This is a genomic window from Bradyrhizobium sp. WBAH42 (assembly GCF_024585265.1).
Classification (GTDB): Bacteria; Pseudomonadota; Alphaproteobacteria; order Rhizobiales; family Xanthobacteraceae; genus Bradyrhizobium.
Genome location: NZ_CP036533.1, coordinates 6,877,206 through 6,896,630 on the forward strand (window position 1 = coordinate 6,877,206; position 19,425 = coordinate 6,896,630).

Below are 19,425 nucleotides of genomic sequence, written 5' to 3' on the forward strand. Positions count from 1 at the left end.
CCCGGCCAAGCTCTGGTTGGCAGTTCAACGTCTCGCGCCCGCACAGCGTTTTATTGTTGTCAGTTAAGCCATTCCCCATGTGTTGCGGATGCGTGAATCGCAATCGCACGCCCGGCTCTTGTTTTACGGCCAGCGCCCGGCGCACCTACGCGAGGTCTCGTTTCAGCAGTCCCGACAGAGGAATGAGCTTCACGCCTCCCCGGCCCGGACACGAGCCCGACGTCTGCGGCCAGGCTCAGCTGTTCGGATCACAGCTAGCATCTTGACGAGCACTTAAAGGAGATCCACTCGGAGCCGATGCAAGCTGGCCCAGGCATACTTCTCCACGCCGCTCAAGCTCACCGATAGCGGCGCTTCCGCCGCGCTGCTTTTCCCCGGACCTTCACACGGCGCTGGCGTGGAGCGGATAGCGACGATGGTCCCAAACTCTGCTCTGCAATGAACAACAGGCTCGCGGGGGTAGTCGGAAAGGAGACCGCGTTTTCTTCAAGCAATGAGACTGGTCAGCTGTTCGACAGCTAAGCCTTCTAGCATGGCAGCATCTTTATCCGGACAGCAGGCCGACTTGATGGCCCACACTCTGGAACAGAAGAATGATTAGGATCGGCGGTCACTCCGACCCATACGCCCTCGACACATCGATCGGTTCGAGAACCGGAGCCGGTGCGTCTTAACGACATTGCGGGCATCTCGGTTTCTGATCCCTATCGGATCAACTTCGTACGAATGATATTGACAAGGCTAGCAAAGGGAGACCGACATGGACCCATTTGAGGACGTCAACCGATCCGAGGCTCGGATGGATCACCTCGAGCCGCAACAGGAAGAGACAGCGCAAGCAGACTTTGAGCAGCGGCTTAGAGAGTCTCAGCCAATCCTCGCAGCATTGGCTTCACCCGGGGCTGGATCGAGCCGGACGGTAACAGACGGTAACAAGAGAGCGCAAGCTATCCCGGAGAATGAACGGTGCACGGCTGCATCCTTTGTCGGAACGCGCGCTCAACTTGCCGCAACGCTGACGTGCGCTAACATTGCGAAACTCAGAAGAGAAATCGAGCTCGCTGCGCAAAGATCAGCAAAATGGTCACGAGCGAGTGGATCGTCGGTCGACCGCGTCGATAGTGGCCGCGTTTATGACGACGTGGTGGGATCGTCATACGTGGAGCTGCAGCGCTTTCAAAACCACGCCAGCCATTGCAAGCCACATGCGTTGGACCGTCAAAGCGAGATGGCCCATTTGCGTTCCATGGCGGCTTTGCGTTACGAAGCCGCCCCATGGAATATATGGGGAGGCCAACGACTTGATCTGGGTCGCACAGCGGCAGAGCACATGAGGGGAGGTACCAGTTCTTCGCCTTTTGTGTCACTGTCCGAGGAGGCCTCACAACTGCTCCTTTCGCCCGACGATGACAACGAGTATGGCGCCAAAGCAATCGCCGAAAACGCGAATGAGTTGCACACCTACACGGTCCCGAAAGTCACAACATGGACGGCGGAAGACATCGTCAGTATTCTCGAGGACGGGACTGAGAATGACGAACCCGCTCTGGCTTGGGTGAGCGATACCCCAACCGAGGAGCGTGAGGTACTATTTCTGGGCGGGAACCTGGATGACTATCGGACCGCTAGCGCATCAAATCCATACAAAACGTCAGGAACAAACGACTGAGTGGTACAGGCCTCGGAAAGGGTGACTTGCCTTTTCCGACGCTCGGAAAAATCAAACAGTAGCGTTTCACGCTACCAATAATACTCCGGCCCAACTGGCCAGCGCGGGGGACTGGCCGAGTACCGCGCTCGGAAACATGAGAGTTTCAGCCAGAACCTGTATCGTCTCTAAGTTCGCCGCACTTATCCGCGGGTTGGAACGCCCTTGCCGATCATTGTTCAATCTACTTTCCGCCTGGCCAGGTCGAGGTTTTGCGAAGCTAACTGAGTAGCGACAGAACGAGGTAGCCATGCCCGCCGACCGCAGCATGGATCGATACAACGCGATCAGCCCAACCGATGGCCGCGCTCAGCTCTTCCGTTGGCGCGCAATTTGGCTGAACGATGTGCTCATCGGCACCTCGAGCAGTTGCCCAAGCTGCCGAAACCACGGATCGTTTGCTCAGAGAGCTTTGATCTGCGCGCGAACGCAGTTTACGACTGAGCAAACCCATAGCGGCCAGCTCAAATGATCTTAAGCGGGATGGTTCAATCACCTTGTGGCTGCATTCGGCAGCACTGAGATTTCAAGGTGAAAGGACCCCCAAAGAGGCGGATGAAGGATACGAGCGCATCCTGGGGGGCCTAGGTCGAGTGTCATCAACGCGAGCCCGCGGCTGGATCGACTTGGAATGTTCTTACGATGACCGCAGACTGCGTGAGGGCGTCCTTGGCGAGCTCATCTGAAGCGTTCAAGTGAGAGCCTTGCTCCCCCCCTCCGACGACTGCCTGAACCGCCGATCTTCCAATCCCTGATATCGAATCTAGATCGGCGGCCCTCATGAGTTACCTGAGCAGCACGTTCGTGCAACTTGATCCTCGCCCGACGAAACGACCGTCAGAAACACTCTGATCGGTCCTGACGATCGAAAGGATGCGTATCCGTGCGAAGGTGTCCGCGCCATTAAAGGATTAAGTCCTTGAAGCGCCCCCTGCTCTATGCTCTTCGTTACCAGATGAACTTTGCGCCATCCGGCAGTTCGCAGATGAATTCGCCCTGGTTCACGAGTTCGGTGGTCCCGACGACAAGTTTCGAGGCTCGCACCGTCAGCTTGCCTTCGCGGCTAAGGCTATGGCGGATGTACTCGGTCACGGCATGTCCGGAGCTGTCGACCGTTTGATGAGCATTGGCGAAGCTGATGCCGTTCTGGACGGTCACCCTGAAGGCATTGATGACCAGACCGGCTTGCGTCGCCGACGCAGGCTTGCCACCCTCCGCTGTGGTACAGCGGCTCATGTCTAGTATGAGCTTTACATTCTTACCCGCCTGGAGGGCACTAAGCACCTCGGTGTATTTCGGCGAGGGCTCGTCGGCTCTCGCCGGCGCGCTCGCGGCCGAAAGCAAGGACAACAGGATCGTTAGTGCTCGGCCAGTAAACTTCATATGCTCTTCTCCCTCGATAAGTACCGCAGATGCGCTTTTAAAGACGTCGTGCTCGCAAGCCACTGTCTGATTCCAGACAAACGCGCGCTCGCGCCTGTACAGAAGCAGCCTGTCGCAATGAGGCGCAAGTCGCTGTGATAGCTATTCCGACATCACAACCTCGTAGGTCAGGTTTGCCGAAGTGGCTTAGCTTCGCGCACGTCGACTACAACGATTTGATCCAGCCTCGTCCTCCGCTTGGAAACAACAAAACGGAAGCCGGTTGCGCTTGTCCGTCGCAGTCCTAACGGGCGAGAGAATGCAGTTCTCACATCTGCATAAGGAGACGATCTACGAAAGACACTCGACCACCGGCAAGCGCCAGTTCGCCCGTCTTGCTGTGCAAGGGCCGTCTCCCTAGATGAAGCGTCCGCAATGAGGTGGTGGAGCGAACCCGACGCGGCGGTCCGAAAAAGCTCACCCAGCGGACCCGATCTCGGCCTGATCGAACACCAATGCCGGAAGGCACAAGGCAGCACCGTATTATGATCCGTCGCTTCGCGCGGCTTCCGTCCAGCTGACCGTTCGCCACGTTGCCTGAATCTATTCGATTCCTTCCAGAGCTAAATGACCTCCTTCCTGATCCGTCAGCTTCTCGAAAGCTGCACCTGCAACGATCGACGCCGACCGCCTGCACTTCGAAGGGAGACGGAGATGAATGTTGATCCAGGAAATGCCGCAGACACTCCCTTTGAGGTTCACAACCCGCCACAGGAGCCGCGCCGGGTCCACGTGCCTCAGGATGAGCTTAACGCCCAGATCAGCGCGCCGGCGCACAGTTCAAACGACCCAGCAAGCTTCGAGCAGCAGCTGCATGACTTGACTCTAGACGATGTAGATTCGGTCTACCCAACCTCGGCTTCACTCCCCTTAGCGGCACCTTTCGCCACCGCCAGCTCCTCGTCTGGGCCAGGCGCGGCGGCCTCGGAAACCAGTCGCTATCCAGCTCCATCATTTGTCGGCGCGCGCGCCCAGCTTGCGGCAACGCTAATGGGCGCCACGCTCCAAGAGCTCAAGAACGAGATCGCCCTCGCCGAAAAGCAATCAGCGCGATGGACGCCAGCGGCGGACAACGGTGTCGACCGGGATCGCATTTACGACAATATAGCGGCATCGACATATCTCAAGCTGCATCGTTTCCAGAACCAGGACAGCGATTGCAAACCGCGCACGGAAGCCACGACATCTGCAATATCACACGTCCGTAACACGGCGCGAGATCATTCGTCCATTGGGGACCCTCTGGAGCGATATCCCCTGGACCTGGCACGGCAGGCTGGATGGCATATGCGCGGTAAGACCGCTTCTCCATTCGTGTCGTTGGTCGAAGACCCTTCGAAACTCAGCGTTTCCCGCGACCACTGGTCGAGAGCGATCGCAAACAATGCCAACATGCTGCATACCTACGTCGTGCCGAAGTCTGCGGTGTGGACGCCCGACGACGTACTGAGCAGTATTGGCCTTGCAATGAATGTGGAGGATAGCGACAACATCGATGGGGATGTGGATTTGATGTGCTCGCTTGGCAGAACGCCAACTAGTGAGACAGAGCGCTTGTTCCTGGGCGGCAATTTGGAAACCTATCGTGTCGCCAGCGAAGACAATCCCTTCAAGCGGAAGACTGGAGAGTAACGATTAGTCCAACTGGCGACTGCGCCATGCTCGTAGGTCCCTTAATGCTGATTAGATGACCACCCGAAGGAAGGGTCATCCCCGCGAGCCCACTTCACGAACAACGATAATGGCTTGGCCACAGTCTCTGATACCTATCCCTTGACCCGTGCGGGGGAAGAAGGGGCGCCCACATCGCAAGATGTACCCGACATTGTGGCGAGGACACACACGTGCCATTGTTTGTTCTTCCCCGGCCTCATTCGAGTGCTGCGGCCTCCTCGCATCGATCCAGCCGCCGCCGACACCATTCGGAAGAAAGTTCAGATGACGCGAGCCGCTAAGGCCGCGCATCGATCGTTTCCGCAGCTCGACCTGCCATTGATGGTGCGATCAATCGCAAGAGATCGAACAGGATCGTATCAAAGATCAAGTCAATAAAGTCTCACTCACGCGGCAAGCCGTGCCGCAGCAGAATGGTCTATTCGCCACCTGGATGCGTTCCATCAAAACAATCGATTTTGCCGATCTTGCCTAAAAGCTCCATAGTCGCTCGTGATGCATGGAGGCAGCATTCAAGAATGTCGTTTCGCAACCCTTCCAGTCCCTTGCCTGTTAACTCAGCTCGCGAGCTCCGGCGCCTGCATCGCAGAGGTTAGCTCCTGCGCCTCAGATCGCATTACGGGGCGCCACTGTCCCCCTGCTGAAATCGCACGCACGAAGTCGACCGCACGACCGCGACGTCACACCTAAAGGGCCAGCAAAGACGACCGCCTTCACACACTGTCATCGCCTTGGACTCAAGCTAAGCTTTGATTTGGACCGACGATATGCTCATGACATTGAGGAGATGGACGCGCGCGACGCGCAACTCGATAGTTTGGTTAGGACGTGTCGTCATGGCCAAAGAGTCGTTGCGAGTTCAAGAGCACTGCCACGGACCAGCGGTCAAAAGCACTTGAACCTCACCTAGCGTCAGATTGTAGGATTTCTGACAACCGCGACACCGACCCCGCTCGCGTGAACTCTTCCTGACAGGTAGCAAGAATTGCGAACGTCTCAAAAGAACAATACTCCGCTGCGCCGCCAAATCATGCTGCTGGATAGCTCCTCTCCAGGACGAGCGTCCCACATCGCCCATGTGGAGATCGAAGGATGCAGCGCCGATGCTATCCCAAGCGAATCAAGATGCGCCGTGCGAGAAGAACGCTGGCAGCCGCTATCTCGGCCTTGCGGGGCACACTCCAACTCCGAAATCGAGATCCGATCGTTCTGGCGCCCTGCACTCCGTGAGGCGAAATGGTTCTGGTGTAGGCACCGGGATCTATGCGCGATGGCAAAACTGTGGAGCTCGTTTCTGCAATGGCTCGCAGCTTTCGCCGGGCTGCGAGGTATGCGGGGACCTCGGGCGCGTCAGACCTTCAGCACGGTTGACACCTTGCGTCCGAACAATTGCGAGCGAGAGGGTGCTCTTCCGACCGCGAGGGGCATTGATCGTTTCGGCGTGCATCTCGGCCTGTGAAGCCAGTGGCCAGCTGCCTCGCGTGAGGTGTCCATGAATACCGGAAAGACTTGCACTGTCGTGACTTCACGACACGACAGGCTCGACAGCCCAGCAAGACTGGCCGCAGACCAAGACGAATTGGGGAGTTTCCATGTCGGTTTCGCTCATCTGTTCAGCAACAAATCCGATCGTCTCCCGCGCTTTGGTTTCGTTTACGCGGCTCGGCGCTATTCGTACTGCGGGGGCCGGGTCAGTGCGTGCAAGAACGGCCGCGTTCGGCCCACGGACGCTTCAGCGGGCTGCCGCAGTTGCCAGTCTCTTAAACAAAGTCAGATCTGGCATGAGGGGCATCTTGAGCGGCGCCGACGCCGTAAGCAGGCCACAGCGGTCCGTGGTCCATCCGACGACAATCGACCCGCAGATGTTGATCGCCAGTCAACATGCTCCGCCCTCTCGTTTCGGCTGTCCAAACTCACACCAGTCCAGCCTCCTCTCAGTCCCATCGAGCCCCATGCTCAACCGTGACGCGCTCAGGTCTTCGTGGATGGACGAGAGGCAATGAAATGCGAATTCTTCTGGTTGATCATCATGCGGACTTTGCCCGCCACGTGAAGGAAGTGCTGCTAAGTTGCGGCTTCGCCGTCGACGTAACACGCACGCTGGATGAGGCGGCGGCCGCGCTCGATTGCGCGAACTACCACATGGTCCTGCTCGAATCGGCTTTGCCCGATGGCGACGGATTGGACTGGCTGAAGCAGTTGCGGCGCGAGGGACGGTCAATGCCCACCATGATGATGAGCAGTCTCAATGATCTCGGCCGGCGGATTGCGATTTTCAATGCGGGCGCGGATGATTTTCTGCCTAAGCCCGTGTCTACCGACGAACTCATTGCTCGTATGCGAGCGATTTTACGACGGTCAACGCAAATGACGGCGCCGGTGGTGACATTCGGGAATCTGCATTTCGATCCGATCGCGCGACAGGTATCGGTCGGTGGTCGTATCCTCAGAATTGCGCGCCGGGAAGTGTGCATTCTTGAACATCTGCTCAACCGAGCGGGCCGTACCGTACCGCGCGCATCGCTTGAAGATAGCTTGTATGCATTTGACGACGAAGTCTCGACCAATGCGCTGGAAGTCGGCATCTATCGCTTGCGCACGCATTTGAGCCAGGCGGGTGCAACACTCAGGATCAAGACCGCGCGCGGTGTCGGTTACACCCTTGAACTCATTGGCGCAGCCTCGGCTGCCTAGCCAATCGAACCTGAAAGCGATACTCCCTTGAACATCGTTGACAATGCCGCCTGCGCTGATGAGCCGTCCATGGTGGCAGGCCGCTCGCACCATGCCACTTTTCACCGTCTCTGCTACGCCCTCTGCGCAGTCGCTCTGTTATTTCCGTTTGCTGCCACAGCTCAGACAAAGCGAGATGGCAAAGCAGAACAGCCACGCGCGGGATTTGGCAGCACCACTGGCACGCTTAGCCTTGCATCCTCGCAGGGCAAGACAGTTCATCTGACCGGACCGGCTGCGAGCATTTTTGTCGCGGACCCGGCGATTGCGGACTATCAGGCGCCGTCGAACACCACGATCTTCGTCTTTGGCAAAAAGTCGGGACGGACGAGCCTGTTCGCCCTGAACGACAAGGGAGAGGCTCTGGCTGAGCTGCGTATTGTCGTTACTCAACCGATCGAGGATCTGCGGGCCGCGCTGAAGGCCGAGGTCGGCGACTATCCGATACAAGTCAGCTATACCCCCCGCGGCGCGATTCTTAGCGGGACCGCGCCCAATGCCGATGTTGTCGAGAACGCCAGGAAGGTCACTGAGCAGTTTCTTGGGGCGGGCGCGCTGGTTGCCAACAAGATACAGGTCGCTAGCTCGTTGCAGGTGAATCTCAGCGTACGGGTGGCAGAAGTCTCCCGCAGCGCGGTCAAGGATCTCAATATCCACTTCACTGCCTCCGGCCCAAGCGGCGCTTTCCTCATTAGCGGCAAAGAGGGGGGGGCCGGCGCGGCCGGCGGCGGCGGCACGATCGGGATCGGGGTTAGCGCCGGCAATACCAACCTCAGCGCTCTTCTCGACGCCCTCGCGAGCGAGCACCTCGCCTCAATCCTGGCTGAGCCGAATCTGACGGCAATGTCCGGCGAAGCCGCAAGCTTTCTCGCCGGCGGAGAATTCCCGATTCCAGTCATGCAGGACAATCGACAGGTTTCCGTCCAATTCCGGCAGTTCGGCGTGAGCCTGGAATTCGTCCCGACTGTGCTTAACAACAACCAGATCAATATACGTGTGAAACCCGAAGTCAGCGAATTGTCGAGCGAAGGCGAAGTCAGAATCAATGGCATGGCGGTCCCTGCACTCTCGACGCGACGCGCGAGCACCGTTGTCGAGCTAGCCAGCGGTCAGAGCTTTGCAATCGGCGGCCTCATCAGGCGCAACTTCAACACTGACATCCGCGAGTTTCCCTGGCTCGGCGATGTGCCGATCCTAGGGGCGCTGTTTCGCTCCTCAGATTTTCAAAAACGTGAAACCGAGCTGGTCATTATTGTCACGCCCTACATCGTGCGGCCGGCATCGAACCCAAACAAGATGAGTGCGCCGACGGACCGCATCTCACCTCCTTCAGACGCGGGGCGCATTTTGACGAACACGGTGGCCCGGCCGCCGCGGGACCGCGATGCGCCTCGCACCAGCGCACCAGGATTGACCGGCAGCGCCGGCTTTATCATCGAATGAGGATCGTCAATGACCTTACGACATTTGTGTCACTTGATCGTTATTGGGACAACATTGGGCGGCTGCGCAAATAGTGCCTCGATCCATCTCGGGCCGGCTGAACAAGCAATACAAGTCGAGCAGAAGAAACGTATCTTGTTCCTGCAGAGCCTACGTGGCTCCGAAAAGCATCAGCTGCGGAGCTTTATCGCGAACGTCAGCGGCGGCCGGCGGGATGCACTCCATGTGGATGTCACCGGCTCACCCAGGCTCATTGCCCAAGTGGCGCACGAGGCCCGCGCCATGGGCGTTGCTCCTTATAACATCCGCCTGTCCGCTTCCCCCGTCGATTTGCCGCCCCGTTCCGGCGTGAGGATCGAGGCGATCACCTTTGATGCCCATCCTCCGATCTGTCCGTCGCTTTTGATCGTCGGACCAGCCGTGAACGACAATTCGTTCGAACCCACGCTTGGTTGCTCGACCAAGAACAATCTGGCAGTTATGGTAAACGATCCGCTCGACCTGCTGGATAATCGATCTGTGATCACAAGTAATGGCGATCGCGCCGCCATTCCTCTGGCCAACTACGGTACCTTCCCCCCGCGTAACAAGAGCAACGGAGAAGAGGGACCAGGTACGGCAGCCCCGAACGCGGCGGGAACGACAGCACCGAATGTACAGCCGCTCCGATAGCAGTTTTTGGCGAATGTCTGGAAATCAACACCGCTGCCCTCCATGTGGCCAGCAAGGAGAGACGAGTCGATCGTGACGCGCAAAGCCGCGCTATGGTTTGGGAGTGGTGACGATCAAGCGCAACGTGCCGCACGGCTCAGATCGAGAACGGATGGTGGATCTTGTTCACCCGCACCAATGGATCTCGTCCGGAAATTCCACGTCCCGTGCGCGTGCTCAAGAAGGTCGCCATCACCACCCTGAGCGCTTCGACAGTGAAAGCGTGACCGGACCCGCTTATGCGAGATCGACGCCGGAAGAGAGAGTTTGGGGTCTATGGGCGTGTCCAAGAGGGTGACTTAGGCGTGGCGACCACCGGTCGTTTGACCCCGCGGCGTTATGGCTAGGGAGCGCCCATTTCTAGCTCCATTTCAGTAACCCGCTCGGCAGCTGGTTTGCATCATCGTCGTCCCATCCGATCGATGGAATGTCCCGTTACGCGAGTATCACAGTTGCCGCCCCCTTGAACGCTGTGTAAGGGGCACACAGGATTAAACGAACAAGAGCATGGTTTGTCCTGGGTGCCTGAATTCGCGCGGCTTCACAAGCTAGCGTTGCCTCTCAATAGAACGCCCCGTCCATCAGCAGTCAAAAGCGCTCGGGCTCTGGCTTCATGGATCAATAGCCGTCGGCAATCCCTGAGCTAATCTGCCGCCCAGCATATCGGAGCGGGTGTTGAAACCGAACATGGACCGAGGTGGTATACGAATGACTTCGTTTCGCTTCTATTCTCGCAGCAGGCGACCACCAACCAGAGATGGCGAGCTTTATTGAAAGCGCGCGTTTCTGGGAATGCTTGTCAGGAACGCGCAAGAGTGCGCTCAATTCTGGTGCCGCCTATACCGATATCTCGTTGGTTCAAGGAGCGAGCGACCCGTCGCCGCCTCGCGCCCGACCTCCGACTAATAGAAAGCCCCCGGGTGGCCCGGTCCTCACGATCATCGCGCTGTAAAGGGACCGAGATCTGAAGATCAAGACGGTAGCGAACGTCTGTGGCGCACACCACCATTGCAGCTCAACACTTCAGTTGAAGACGCTGTTTTTCATCCGGCGCTTTCTTTGCCCGCTCGAGCGATGCTACAGCGCACGCCCGCCGTATTCCCCTTTCATTCTACCTTTCCGCCTGGCCACGTCAGATTTTGGAAAGCTAACGTGAGTAGCGGAGTAACGAGAGAACGATGCCAGCGGACTGACCATGGACCGATTCAACACGATCAACCCAGCCGATAAAGAGTTCACTGCGTCAGACGCGACCGTGGAACAGCCGGAGCAGCCGAATGCGGCGTTTGAGCAGCACCTGGCAGGCGTGCGAGAAGCGGGCCCCGTATATCCTCACGCGGCGCTATATGATGTCACTCAGGAAGACGATCGCCTCATCCAAGCGGCGTCGGCCGCGGCTCTCGATCGAGGGCAGCCGCCGAGTAAAACCACCGTCGAAATTTATGATCGTCGGCTTCGCAACTTGGCGGACGCACTGAAGAAGTCTGGCAAATCAATTTCTGGGCTGGATGACGATACGTTGACCCGCTACGCTGAGAAGCTGCTGCCAGGCGATAAGATCATCGCCCCAGCATTGTCAATGGTCAGTCGGTATCGCGAGCCCGACGCCAACGCTGGCCCTCTCTCAACACATTATCGTCCTTCCAGGAAAGATGAGAATCTCATCAGGGACGCTGCCGAGGCACGCTTTGGTCGACGGATCGGCAAGAGTAGAGCCGAGGGCTATGCGAGCGCTCTGCGGAGGTTGGCGGCAGCGCTCCGCCCCCTGTCCATTGCCGAGCTCAATGATGATATCCTGCTTGGCCACGCGCACAAATTGTTTCCGAATGACAAGGCCCTCATCACCGCCTTGAACGCCTTTCGCGACTATCGCGCGATCAGGCAGAACAATTTGGGCGGGGAAGGAGGCAGTTCGCGCAAGGTCACTCAGCCGTCCGCTTCCTCGCCCATGCGGCCGGCCGATGAGCAGCCGACAGTAAACGTTGCGGAGGGGCGCGGCTCATTGCCGCCCGGGTTCAATGCTCCGCAGGTCTGGCATGGAGTGGGGTTAGCCCATTCTCCTGTACAAAGTGTCGTCCAGGATGTGCTTTTCGATGCCGCGGATGGCGAGCACCTCTTGCCCGCGACAATGCTTGGGCCAACGGTCAGTTCAATGCCCCAATCGCCGGTGCAAAGTGTCGCTCAGGAAGCCCTTTTCGATGCCGCGGACCGCGAGAAGCTCTTGTCGGGGGCGACCTCCGATGCACCGGTGTCTTGGCCAAGGATGAGTTCCACTATCCACTCGCCGGTGCAAAGTGTCCCTCAGGACGCGCTTTTCGATGCCGCGGTCCGCGAGAACCTCATGCCGTCGCCGACCTTCGATGCACTGGTGCCTTGGCCAACAATCAGTTCAGCCATCCACTCGCCGGTGCAAAGTGTCCCTCAGGAGGCGCTTTTCGATGCCGCGGATCGCGAGAACCTCATGCCGGCGCCGACCTTCGATGCACTGGTGCCTTGGCCAACGATGAGTTCAACCATCCCCTCGCCGGTGCAAAGTGTCCCTCAGGACGCGCTTTTCGATGCCGCGGATCGCGAGAACCTCATGCCGGCGCCAACCTTCGATGCACTGCTGCCTTGGCCAACGATGAGTTCAACCGTCCCCTCGCCGGTGCAAAGTGTTGCTCAGGAAGAGCTTTTCGATGCCGCCACTTGGCAGGCGAGCTCGAGGGAGCCGAATTCCGCCTCTGAAGACCACTTTCGGCAGATGATGAACGAAGGCGCTGGGGCCCAGACCACGCTTGAGCAGACGTTCGTGGCAGCTGGCGAGCCCTTTGATGCGTCTTTGAGCGTCCCCGAAGATTTCTCCCATGGGACTCAGGCCGCGCCGAATATGATGCACAGGCTTCGCCGCTGGGGCCTCTTGCCGGATGCAGCACAGCGGGTAAAGGCCTACGATATTCGAGGTGAACGCTATATGGCCGTCTTGGGACCGGGAGGACTTAATGATGTTCAGCTCGTCCATCTGCGGTCGCCCGCTGTCGGTGATACGTTCGATGTTTCGTTCGCCGTTCCCAAGAATTTTTCCCATCGCACCCAGCTGGCCCCCGACATGATGCTGACCACCTTGGGCCAGTGGGACTTCTTGCCTGTTGCGGAACATCCAATCATGAACTTTGAGATCGGCGGCGAACGCTACACGGCCATATTGGGACCGGCAGGGCCCAAGGACGTTCAGCTCATTCATCACCCTCGGCCCGCTTTGCCGGGCGAAGCTACGCCTGCGGCACCGAGGACTCGCTCAGATATCTACGGCGGTCTGGCGCCAGGCCTTGATTCGGCGGCTCCCTTCGAATGGAGCGGGGACGCTCCCTCGGTGCTGGCGCCGAACCTTCCTCTGTCGTCTGCCGCACCTGCATCAGGCCATCAGCCAGTCCCGCAAGCGCCTGAACTGGGAGAGTTCTTGAGCGACGGATGGACGCACGCCTCCCAAGAGGCTTCGCCTGCCGTGATCGACACACTGCAGAGTCTAGGCCTTCTGCCGAGCCGGGACGTCCCAATGACCGCTTTTTTTATCCACGGTCAGCTCTACACGGCAGAAAGCCTACCGGGAGGCCGCGTTCTTCTCTTCCATCAGCCACAATTTGGCTGAATGAGGGGCTCCTCGGCACCTCGGACAGCTCCTCCTTCCTGAGATCTTAGATGGACGCTTCAACGATGCCGGGCGATGAGCCAATCCGACCTTTCCAGTGCCACCATGATCTCAAGCAGCTATCAATCAAGTAAGCATTCGGCAGCACGGCGCTCTGCAGAGCAAGTGGTCGAGGAGCTCGGCCATTTGGCTTTGCCCTCACAGATCCGGCCAGGCGGCTTTCCCGCACCCGGCTCTTCCCGAGGGTAACCCGCGTCATATCCGCGCCTGCGCCCATGTGCGAGTGATGCGTGGAGTTGGCAGGCGGAAGCGTGCCGTCAGGGTCTCGAACTCCGGCCAGCCCATGCGCCGACTTTTCTGGCTACGCGGTCTCAGACAACATCCAGGTCGGACGCACTTCGCGGTGGAAGCCGTCGAGCGCTGGACAATTGTGCGGCCTGCCATAATAGCCATAGTGTGCGCGCAGAACGGCGGCGAGCCACTCGTGCTGCGTTGCCAGTGGCGCGTGCATGAGCGCTAGGCCTCCTGGCGCAACGCCGTTAGCTTGCGCGTCAGGCGTTTCCCTTCCGTCTTTGCTTCACGATGAACCGGCCATCTCGGTTCCGCCCACAGTAATGGGTAAAGCCGAGGAAGGCGAAGGTCTCTGGCCGCCGCTCGCCGCCGCTGACGCGAGAGGGCCGCGGAACCGGCCAAACTCGATCAGCCGCGTCTTGACCTCATGAAGCATCAGGCCGAAGCCGGCCAGCCCCGCCTTGAGGGCAAAGAGAGCATTTCCCGCGCATCTGCCTTGTTCTCGAAGCCCATGACGAAGTCGTGCGCGTAACGCACGATCACGATAAGACCGCGTGCGTGGCGATGACGCCATTTCTGGCTCCAGAGATCGGGGATTTAGTGCAGGAAGATGTTGGTAAAGAGCGGGCTGATGCCCGCCGCTTGCGGCGTGCCCCTGTCCGTCTCTTGCTTCTCGCCGCTCTAAAGAACGCGGCTCGCAGCCACAGCCCGATGAGCTGCAAGATGCGAGGATCGGCGATCCTGTGCGCCCCCATCCGCAACAGCCACTCGTGGTCGACCGAGTCGAAGCAGCTGGGTATGTCGGCATCGAGCACCCAGTTCACGTGCTGGTTCGTGATCACCGTATGCACAGCATCAAGCGCCATGTGAGGATTCAGCCCCGGCCGGAAGCAGGCTCCCCTCGGGCTGGTCCCTTCCCTCGATGCGTCCCCTACCTTCGACGACTTCACAGGTAGTATGGACCAGTCCGACTCCCGACCTCAGCTCGAACAACGGCTCTGGCACTGCCTTTGCCGCTGTCCCCGCTCGTAGGTCCCAAGGTAGTCACTTCGAGATTACAGCCCAATGATTGACGTCGAAGTTTTGTCCGCCTGGGGACGAGGTTATCTCAACGCCGTATTGGACGCTGCCGACGATTATGTCGCCGAAGTATCCTTTCGACTTTATCCATTGCAGGATACTCTTGATATCCACAGTCTCGCTGTTGGTTTTGGAGCTGCGCAGAAACGAAATAACCTTGTGTTTGTTCCAGCCTTCAAACACGTTCCAAGTGGCTCCCCCCACATTCACGCCTGTGTAGACTGGAATCGCGGCGGTCCCTGAAGAGTTATACTTGTAAGAAATGGGCTTAACATCACCGCTTCCGTCGGGATTTCCGGTGTAGTTGGTCCAAAGCATTATCTCATAGGCATTTGAGCTATCCCAGATATCGTAGGCGAAGTTCCAACGGCCGCCAGTCGGGACGCTCTGGTTAAAGCTTGACCTGAGGTCGTTGATCGCGCTCAGCGGTTTCCCGACATTGAAAGCTCCGTGGGGATAGCTCTTAATGCCATCAGTATCAGGTTGATTCGACCGCACGCTCCATTGATTGATCGAATACACTGAGATCGTCTGAGGCCCAACACCTTGACCATATACGTCGTTGTTCCAGGAATAACCATCAAGGGAAAAAGTACCATACTGATCGCTCGAACTCCAGATCGGCGCTTTTGCGGATGCTGGGAATAGCGCAATCATTGTCGCCAAAGGAAGCGCAAGTACGTTAAGCGTCGACAATGCAGACATTCTAATCTCCACCTCAGATCTGCCCTCCAGCGAACGAGCAGCAAGCAAAAGTGAGGCCAGTCAGAGAACGGCGAATCTTCTTCCTTGTCTTGATGACGTACGGAGCGCCTCGCACCTGCTGCATGCCCTCGGGTCGAGCCACTCGGCCAGATCGTCCGCCACGCAATTCGAACCATTGTCACTGAGCAGCCTTGGCCCGGTGCGATGCTCACGCGCTGGCCCGCCGAGCCACCACAGCGCGTTCTGCAGACCCTCGGCCAAGGCGACGAAGCTATAGCCCCAAGACTGGTGGTCGCTTCACGTGGCTCGGGCATCAGCTTCGGATCGCAGGCAGCGCGGGCACGACTCGCCGTCTTAGCTGACTTCAATCGGAAGCCAGTTCAGTTTCTGCGGAGAAAAATCTCGTGTTCCGAGTCCGGCGGCCCGATACTGGCTGTGTAGTTCACGTCCCCGAGAGCGAGACTTTTCTTTGGCTCAGACACGGATGGCAGAAGCTTGTGCAAACCCATTCGCAACTTGAGTTCTTCCGGCGCCCACTGATCTCCGTGCTGAAAGCTCGGTGGCACATAAAGAGACAAACTTGGCAACGGCTGGTTGCGCCGCACTTGGGCGCATAAGTCGAAGATGTTGAGTTGAAGCCGTCATGTCCACCCTCCGAACGCTTAAAACCACTAAAGCTGACTGCAGAAGGTCAGCGACAGGAAGCAGCGCGGGGGCGGCCTGGCGCCTACCGACTTGGGAGGTTGGCTAAAGGCACTATCCCTGCCGCCCCGCGCTGCCGTTGAGTTTAGCGGAAAGCGTGACTCGGCGCTGACCGTTCTGGATAGATAGCGCTGTCCCTGCCACGTCCCGTTAACCACAACGGCTCTGTATCCGGGCTGGATTACTGAAAGCTGACGAGACCCGAAAATTCCCAAAACGAAAGCGGCCCGTGTGGGCCAGTCGCGGTCGAGAGTGAGAACGACGTTCCGGCGACAAGCTCTGGTACCACGTCAGCCTGAGGATCGCGCCAGCCAGCAGCTCCGGTGTCCAGCACCCGGCCTGTCGGAGGACTGCAGGCGGCCCCCAGGAGGGCCTCTTCCTTGTCGTTGAGCTCGCACTCTGCGCGGTAGGCGGCTCTTCGCTTTGGTTCTCCGCCAGGTTGCCTTCGACAAAAACGTCGAAGGGTGGCAGACCACCAAGTGGCCGACGCCCCGACTTGTGGCGATCACGTCATCACTCATCCCGGCATCGGCCGCCCAACCGGATCTGTGCCCCCTTGAGCGCGCAGCCTCTGCCTCCCTCCGCCCAACAAGCGATCTATTCGACAAACAGAGGTATCTACGGCAATACGAGCTAGATAACTCGCGGCATCTTGAGTTCAGAGCAATCGTAGGAATTTTGGCGGGTCAGCAGAAGCCACTGCAGCGCTCCACACCTCGGCTCATTTCGATCATCCCCTACAAGGTACCACAATTGCCAACACGCGATACCTACCTCATTTGGTCACGTGCCAGCAAAGGAGGGAGTGAACGCGATCTATACGGGATCATCCAGAGGTTCTTCGACCGAATGCGCCATGCTTCGATAGGACGAGCTAACTGCCGGCGCGAACCTGCGATGTAGCCGAAGCTTGTCCGGTGTCAGCTAGCGAGTACGGTTAGGTGAAGCAATCGACGTTGTAAGCACCCTGCGCGGGAAGACGGCGTCGATGGACAATGGCTGCAATACCCTTAGCCCCGAGTTTAGCTGGAGGCTTGCTTTTCTCCCCGCACGCAGGATTATGTCCTGCGGCTCTCGAACGTGTGCGGCGCAATGTGGCACTCGGGCCGATCTTGAGACGTATAAACGCTGTGACTATGAACCTGTAGCAGCGCGGCTCGAGATAGGCGACAGAGAGCATGCTCCAGATGGCAGCCGTCTTAGTGGACGATCAGCACTACCGGCTTGTCGACCGAATGGCAGGACTCCTCTACCCACGGCGGTACAGGCCGGCTGAGTTGTAGGCGCTGAAGCTCTCGAAATGGGCGAACAGGTTGTGGCGCCGCTTGGCGCCGCAGCTGACGCGGTGATCCGGTCGGCGAGGCCGCGGCCCAGAGGCTTTCGGGCTAGCGCATCGTCGCCTTGCGGAACGTCCGAGCGTTCATCGAGCGCCTGGCTGCAGATCGCAGCGTCAGGACAGAATGATTTACACTAGCCCCGCCGCATAGAGCGCTTTTGCGACCGACTCGAAATATTGCGAGGGAACAGGGTTGCCGAGCTTTGCTTTGCCGAGCAGCTGACGCGCCAGGACATCGTCATCCACAATGGTGAGGCGCAGCGCGCGCGCCTCACCAAGTAGTTGTGAAGCAGCTTCGCCTTCGCCACGGCAAACCAAGACCGGCACGCCGGTCTCGCCGCGCACATAGCGCAACCCAATCAACGTTGTCGGCCCCCGCAATATCAACGTGGCCCGACTGATTCCGAGCGGAGCCTCATTGGCCGATTCTTGCCGCAGACGTCGGTGCTCACGCTTCACCTGCGGATTGCCTTGCTGCTCCTTGTTCTCCCGCTTGGCCTCCGTTTCCGTCATGCGCATGTCCTGCATAAACAGCCAGCGCTGGATTAGGAGGTCAGCCAATCCGCCGACCAGAAAAGCTCCAGCGGCAATCGCAATCAGCAGCTTAACCTCGGTGAAGACGAAGCCAAAACAGCCCATGCCGCAGACTGGCAGGTACACCAGCGCTTTCCAGCTCGCGATCACGGTGAGAAAGAAGGTCGCACCAAGCAACACCACCTTAGCCAGGGTCTTGCCCAGCTCGATGGCCGAACGTTTCGAGGCGATGCGTTTCAAGCCTTTGATGGGATCCAGTTTCTCGAGCTTCGGCTTGAGCGGCTCCGAAGCGAACATAAAGCCGCCATTGGCCAGGACATTGGCCAGAAGAGCTGCTGTCACGGCAGCGGCGAGCAACGGAGCGACCGTGGCAATCGAAAGTTCTAGCAAGCCGCTGAGCGCTTGTGGCACCGCGCTTGTGAACGGCTGCTCCTGCAGTTTATCGACTAGACGGACCGTCTCCTGCCACTTGTCCTCGATCGCACCCGCTCGCCACCACAGGCAGGCGAAACCGGCACAGGCGCTGACGCCGCTCACCAGATCCGAGCTGCGCGCGCTCTGCCCCTTCTTGCGGGCATCGCGCAGCTTCTTGGGCGTCGGAGGAAGCTTTTTCTCCTCACTCGTAGAGCTCATTTCAAGAGCTTCTGCAGATCCTCGAGCATGTTGTTCGAGGTCAGGATTTCAGCTCCGGCGTATTCAAGCAGATAAATGGCGTAGCTGACCATGATGACCCCGAATGCAACATTCTTGATCATTGGGGAGAGATCGTTCAGCTTGAGCTGAGATGCAAAACGGCCCAGCATCATGACCGAGACATCGATCAGCAGCAGCAGGGCCAGCACCGGCCCGGCGACTAACAACGTCGTCATCATGATACGGTCGAGAAGGGCCAGACATTCCATTGCCCCTTGCGCTGTGACGGCAGGCAGAAACTGATAGACAGGCCACACTAGGTAGCTGCCATAAAGGCCGCTCACCATGGTCTGCAGCCCGCCGACCAGAACGAAGATCGTAACTGCGGTAATACCGAGAAAAAGCCCGGTTCCGGACGCTTGGCTATGCGTCGCGGGATCCTCCCCCGCAACTTGGCTTGAAATTCCTCGTTGTGTATCGATGATGTCTCCGACTGCCTGTATGCTCCATAGTGGAATACTGAGCAGGATGCCGAGCATAAGACCGACGAACACCTCCTTCAGGCCAAGCATGGTGACGCTGACTAGGCGCGTGTTCGGGTCCAAGGCCTGCAGACCTAGCTTGATGTGAGCGAGGCACGGCAGGCCGATCGCAATCGTCAGGCTTCCCCGAACCAAACCGCTGATGCGCGGCCGGGTGAATACGGGAAGCACCAGCATGATGCCGAGGGCGCGGGCCGCACTCAGGCCGGCTGCGGCCACGAGCTCGATCGTGCCCTGAACGAGAGCTTGCGCCTCTGCGGGTGACAGGCCAGCCATCCAACCT

General features: G+C 58.7%; 11 protein-coding genes. 6 read left to right on the plus strand and 5 right to left on the minus strand.

Annotated features, from left to right (window positions below):
• Nucleotides 1–760 precede the first annotated feature (760 nt).
• Nucleotides 761–1,669: a hypothetical protein gene (locus DCG74_RS32555; protein ID WP_172787692.1), complete on the plus strand. Its 909-nt coding sequence runs from the start codon at nt 761–763 to the stop codon at nt 1,667–1,669.
• 987 nt (nt 1,670–2,656) lie between these two features.
• Here the strand turns inward: DCG74_RS32555 and DCG74_RS32560 are convergent.
• Nucleotides 2,657–3,091 (minus strand): VirK family protein, encoded by a 435-nt coding sequence (locus DCG74_RS32560; protein WP_172787693.1) that lies wholly within the window; start codon nt 3,089–3,091, stop codon nt 2,657–2,659.
• Between the two features lie 693 nt (nt 3,092–3,784).
• Here DCG74_RS32560 and DCG74_RS32565 point away from each other — a divergent pair.
• The 5 genes from DCG74_RS32565 (at nt 3,785) to DCG74_RS32585 (ending at nt 13,319) form a co-directional block, all read left to right on the plus strand.
• Nucleotides 3,785–4,762, plus strand: a complete 978-nt coding sequence (locus tag DCG74_RS32565; RefSeq protein WP_246708925.1) for a hypothetical protein — start codon at nt 3,785–3,787, stop codon at nt 4,760–4,762.
• A 2,046-nt stretch (nt 4,763–6,808) separates the two neighbouring features.
• Complete coding sequence (locus DCG74_RS32570) at nt 6,809–7,498, plus strand: response regulator transcription factor (RefSeq protein ID WP_172787695.1); 690 nt, start codon at nt 6,809–6,811, stop codon at nt 7,496–7,498.
• Nucleotides 7,499–7,567: 69 nt separating this feature from the next.
• A complete protein-coding gene (locus DCG74_RS32575; protein WP_172787774.1) occupies nt 7,568–8,980 on the plus strand; it encodes a type II and III secretion system protein family protein in 1,413 nt (470 codons plus the stop codon).
• A gap of 9 nt (nt 8,981–8,989) precedes the next feature.
• Entirely contained in the window at nt 8,990–9,652 is a 663-nt protein-coding gene (locus DCG74_RS32580; RefSeq protein WP_172787696.1) for a CpaD family pilus assembly lipoprotein, read from the plus strand.
• Between the two features lie 1,234 nt (nt 9,653–10,886).
• Nucleotides 10,887–13,319, plus strand: coding sequence for a hypothetical protein (locus DCG74_RS32585; RefSeq protein WP_172787697.1), 2,433 nt, complete (start codon nt 10,887–10,889; stop codon nt 13,317–13,319).
• A 361-nt stretch (nt 13,320–13,680) separates the two neighbouring features.
• On the opposite strand, the gene DCG74_RS32590 is transcribed toward DCG74_RS32585, so the two are convergent.
• The 4 genes from DCG74_RS32590 to sctT all read right to left on the minus strand — a co-directional run bounded on the left by DCG74_RS32590 (nt 13,681) and on the right by sctT (nt 19,418).
• Nucleotides 13,681–13,830 (minus strand): hypothetical protein, encoded by a 150-nt coding sequence (locus tag DCG74_RS32590; protein WP_246708926.1) that lies wholly within the window; start codon nt 13,828–13,830, stop codon nt 13,681–13,683.
• A gap of 824 nt (nt 13,831–14,654) precedes the next feature.
• Complete coding sequence (locus DCG74_RS32595; protein WP_172787698.1) at nt 14,655–15,395, minus strand: glycosyl hydrolase; 741 nt, start codon at nt 15,393–15,395, stop codon at nt 14,655–14,657.
• Nucleotides 15,396–17,562: 2,167 nt separating this feature from the next.
• Nucleotides 17,563–18,600, minus strand: a complete 1,038-nt coding sequence (locus tag DCG74_RS32600) for an EscU/YscU/HrcU family type III secretion system export apparatus switch protein (RefSeq protein WP_172787699.1) — start codon at nt 18,598–18,600, stop codon at nt 17,563–17,565.
• Nucleotides 18,597–19,418 carry a type III secretion system export apparatus subunit SctT gene (sctT, locus tag DCG74_RS32605; RefSeq protein WP_172787700.1) on the minus strand — a complete coding sequence of 274 codons (822 nt, stop codon included), beginning with the start codon at nt 19,416–19,418 and terminating at the stop codon, nt 18,597–18,599. The genes DCG74_RS32600 and sctT overlap by 4 nt, the downstream gene beginning before the upstream one ends.
• Nucleotides 19,419–19,425: the final 7 nt, after the last annotated feature.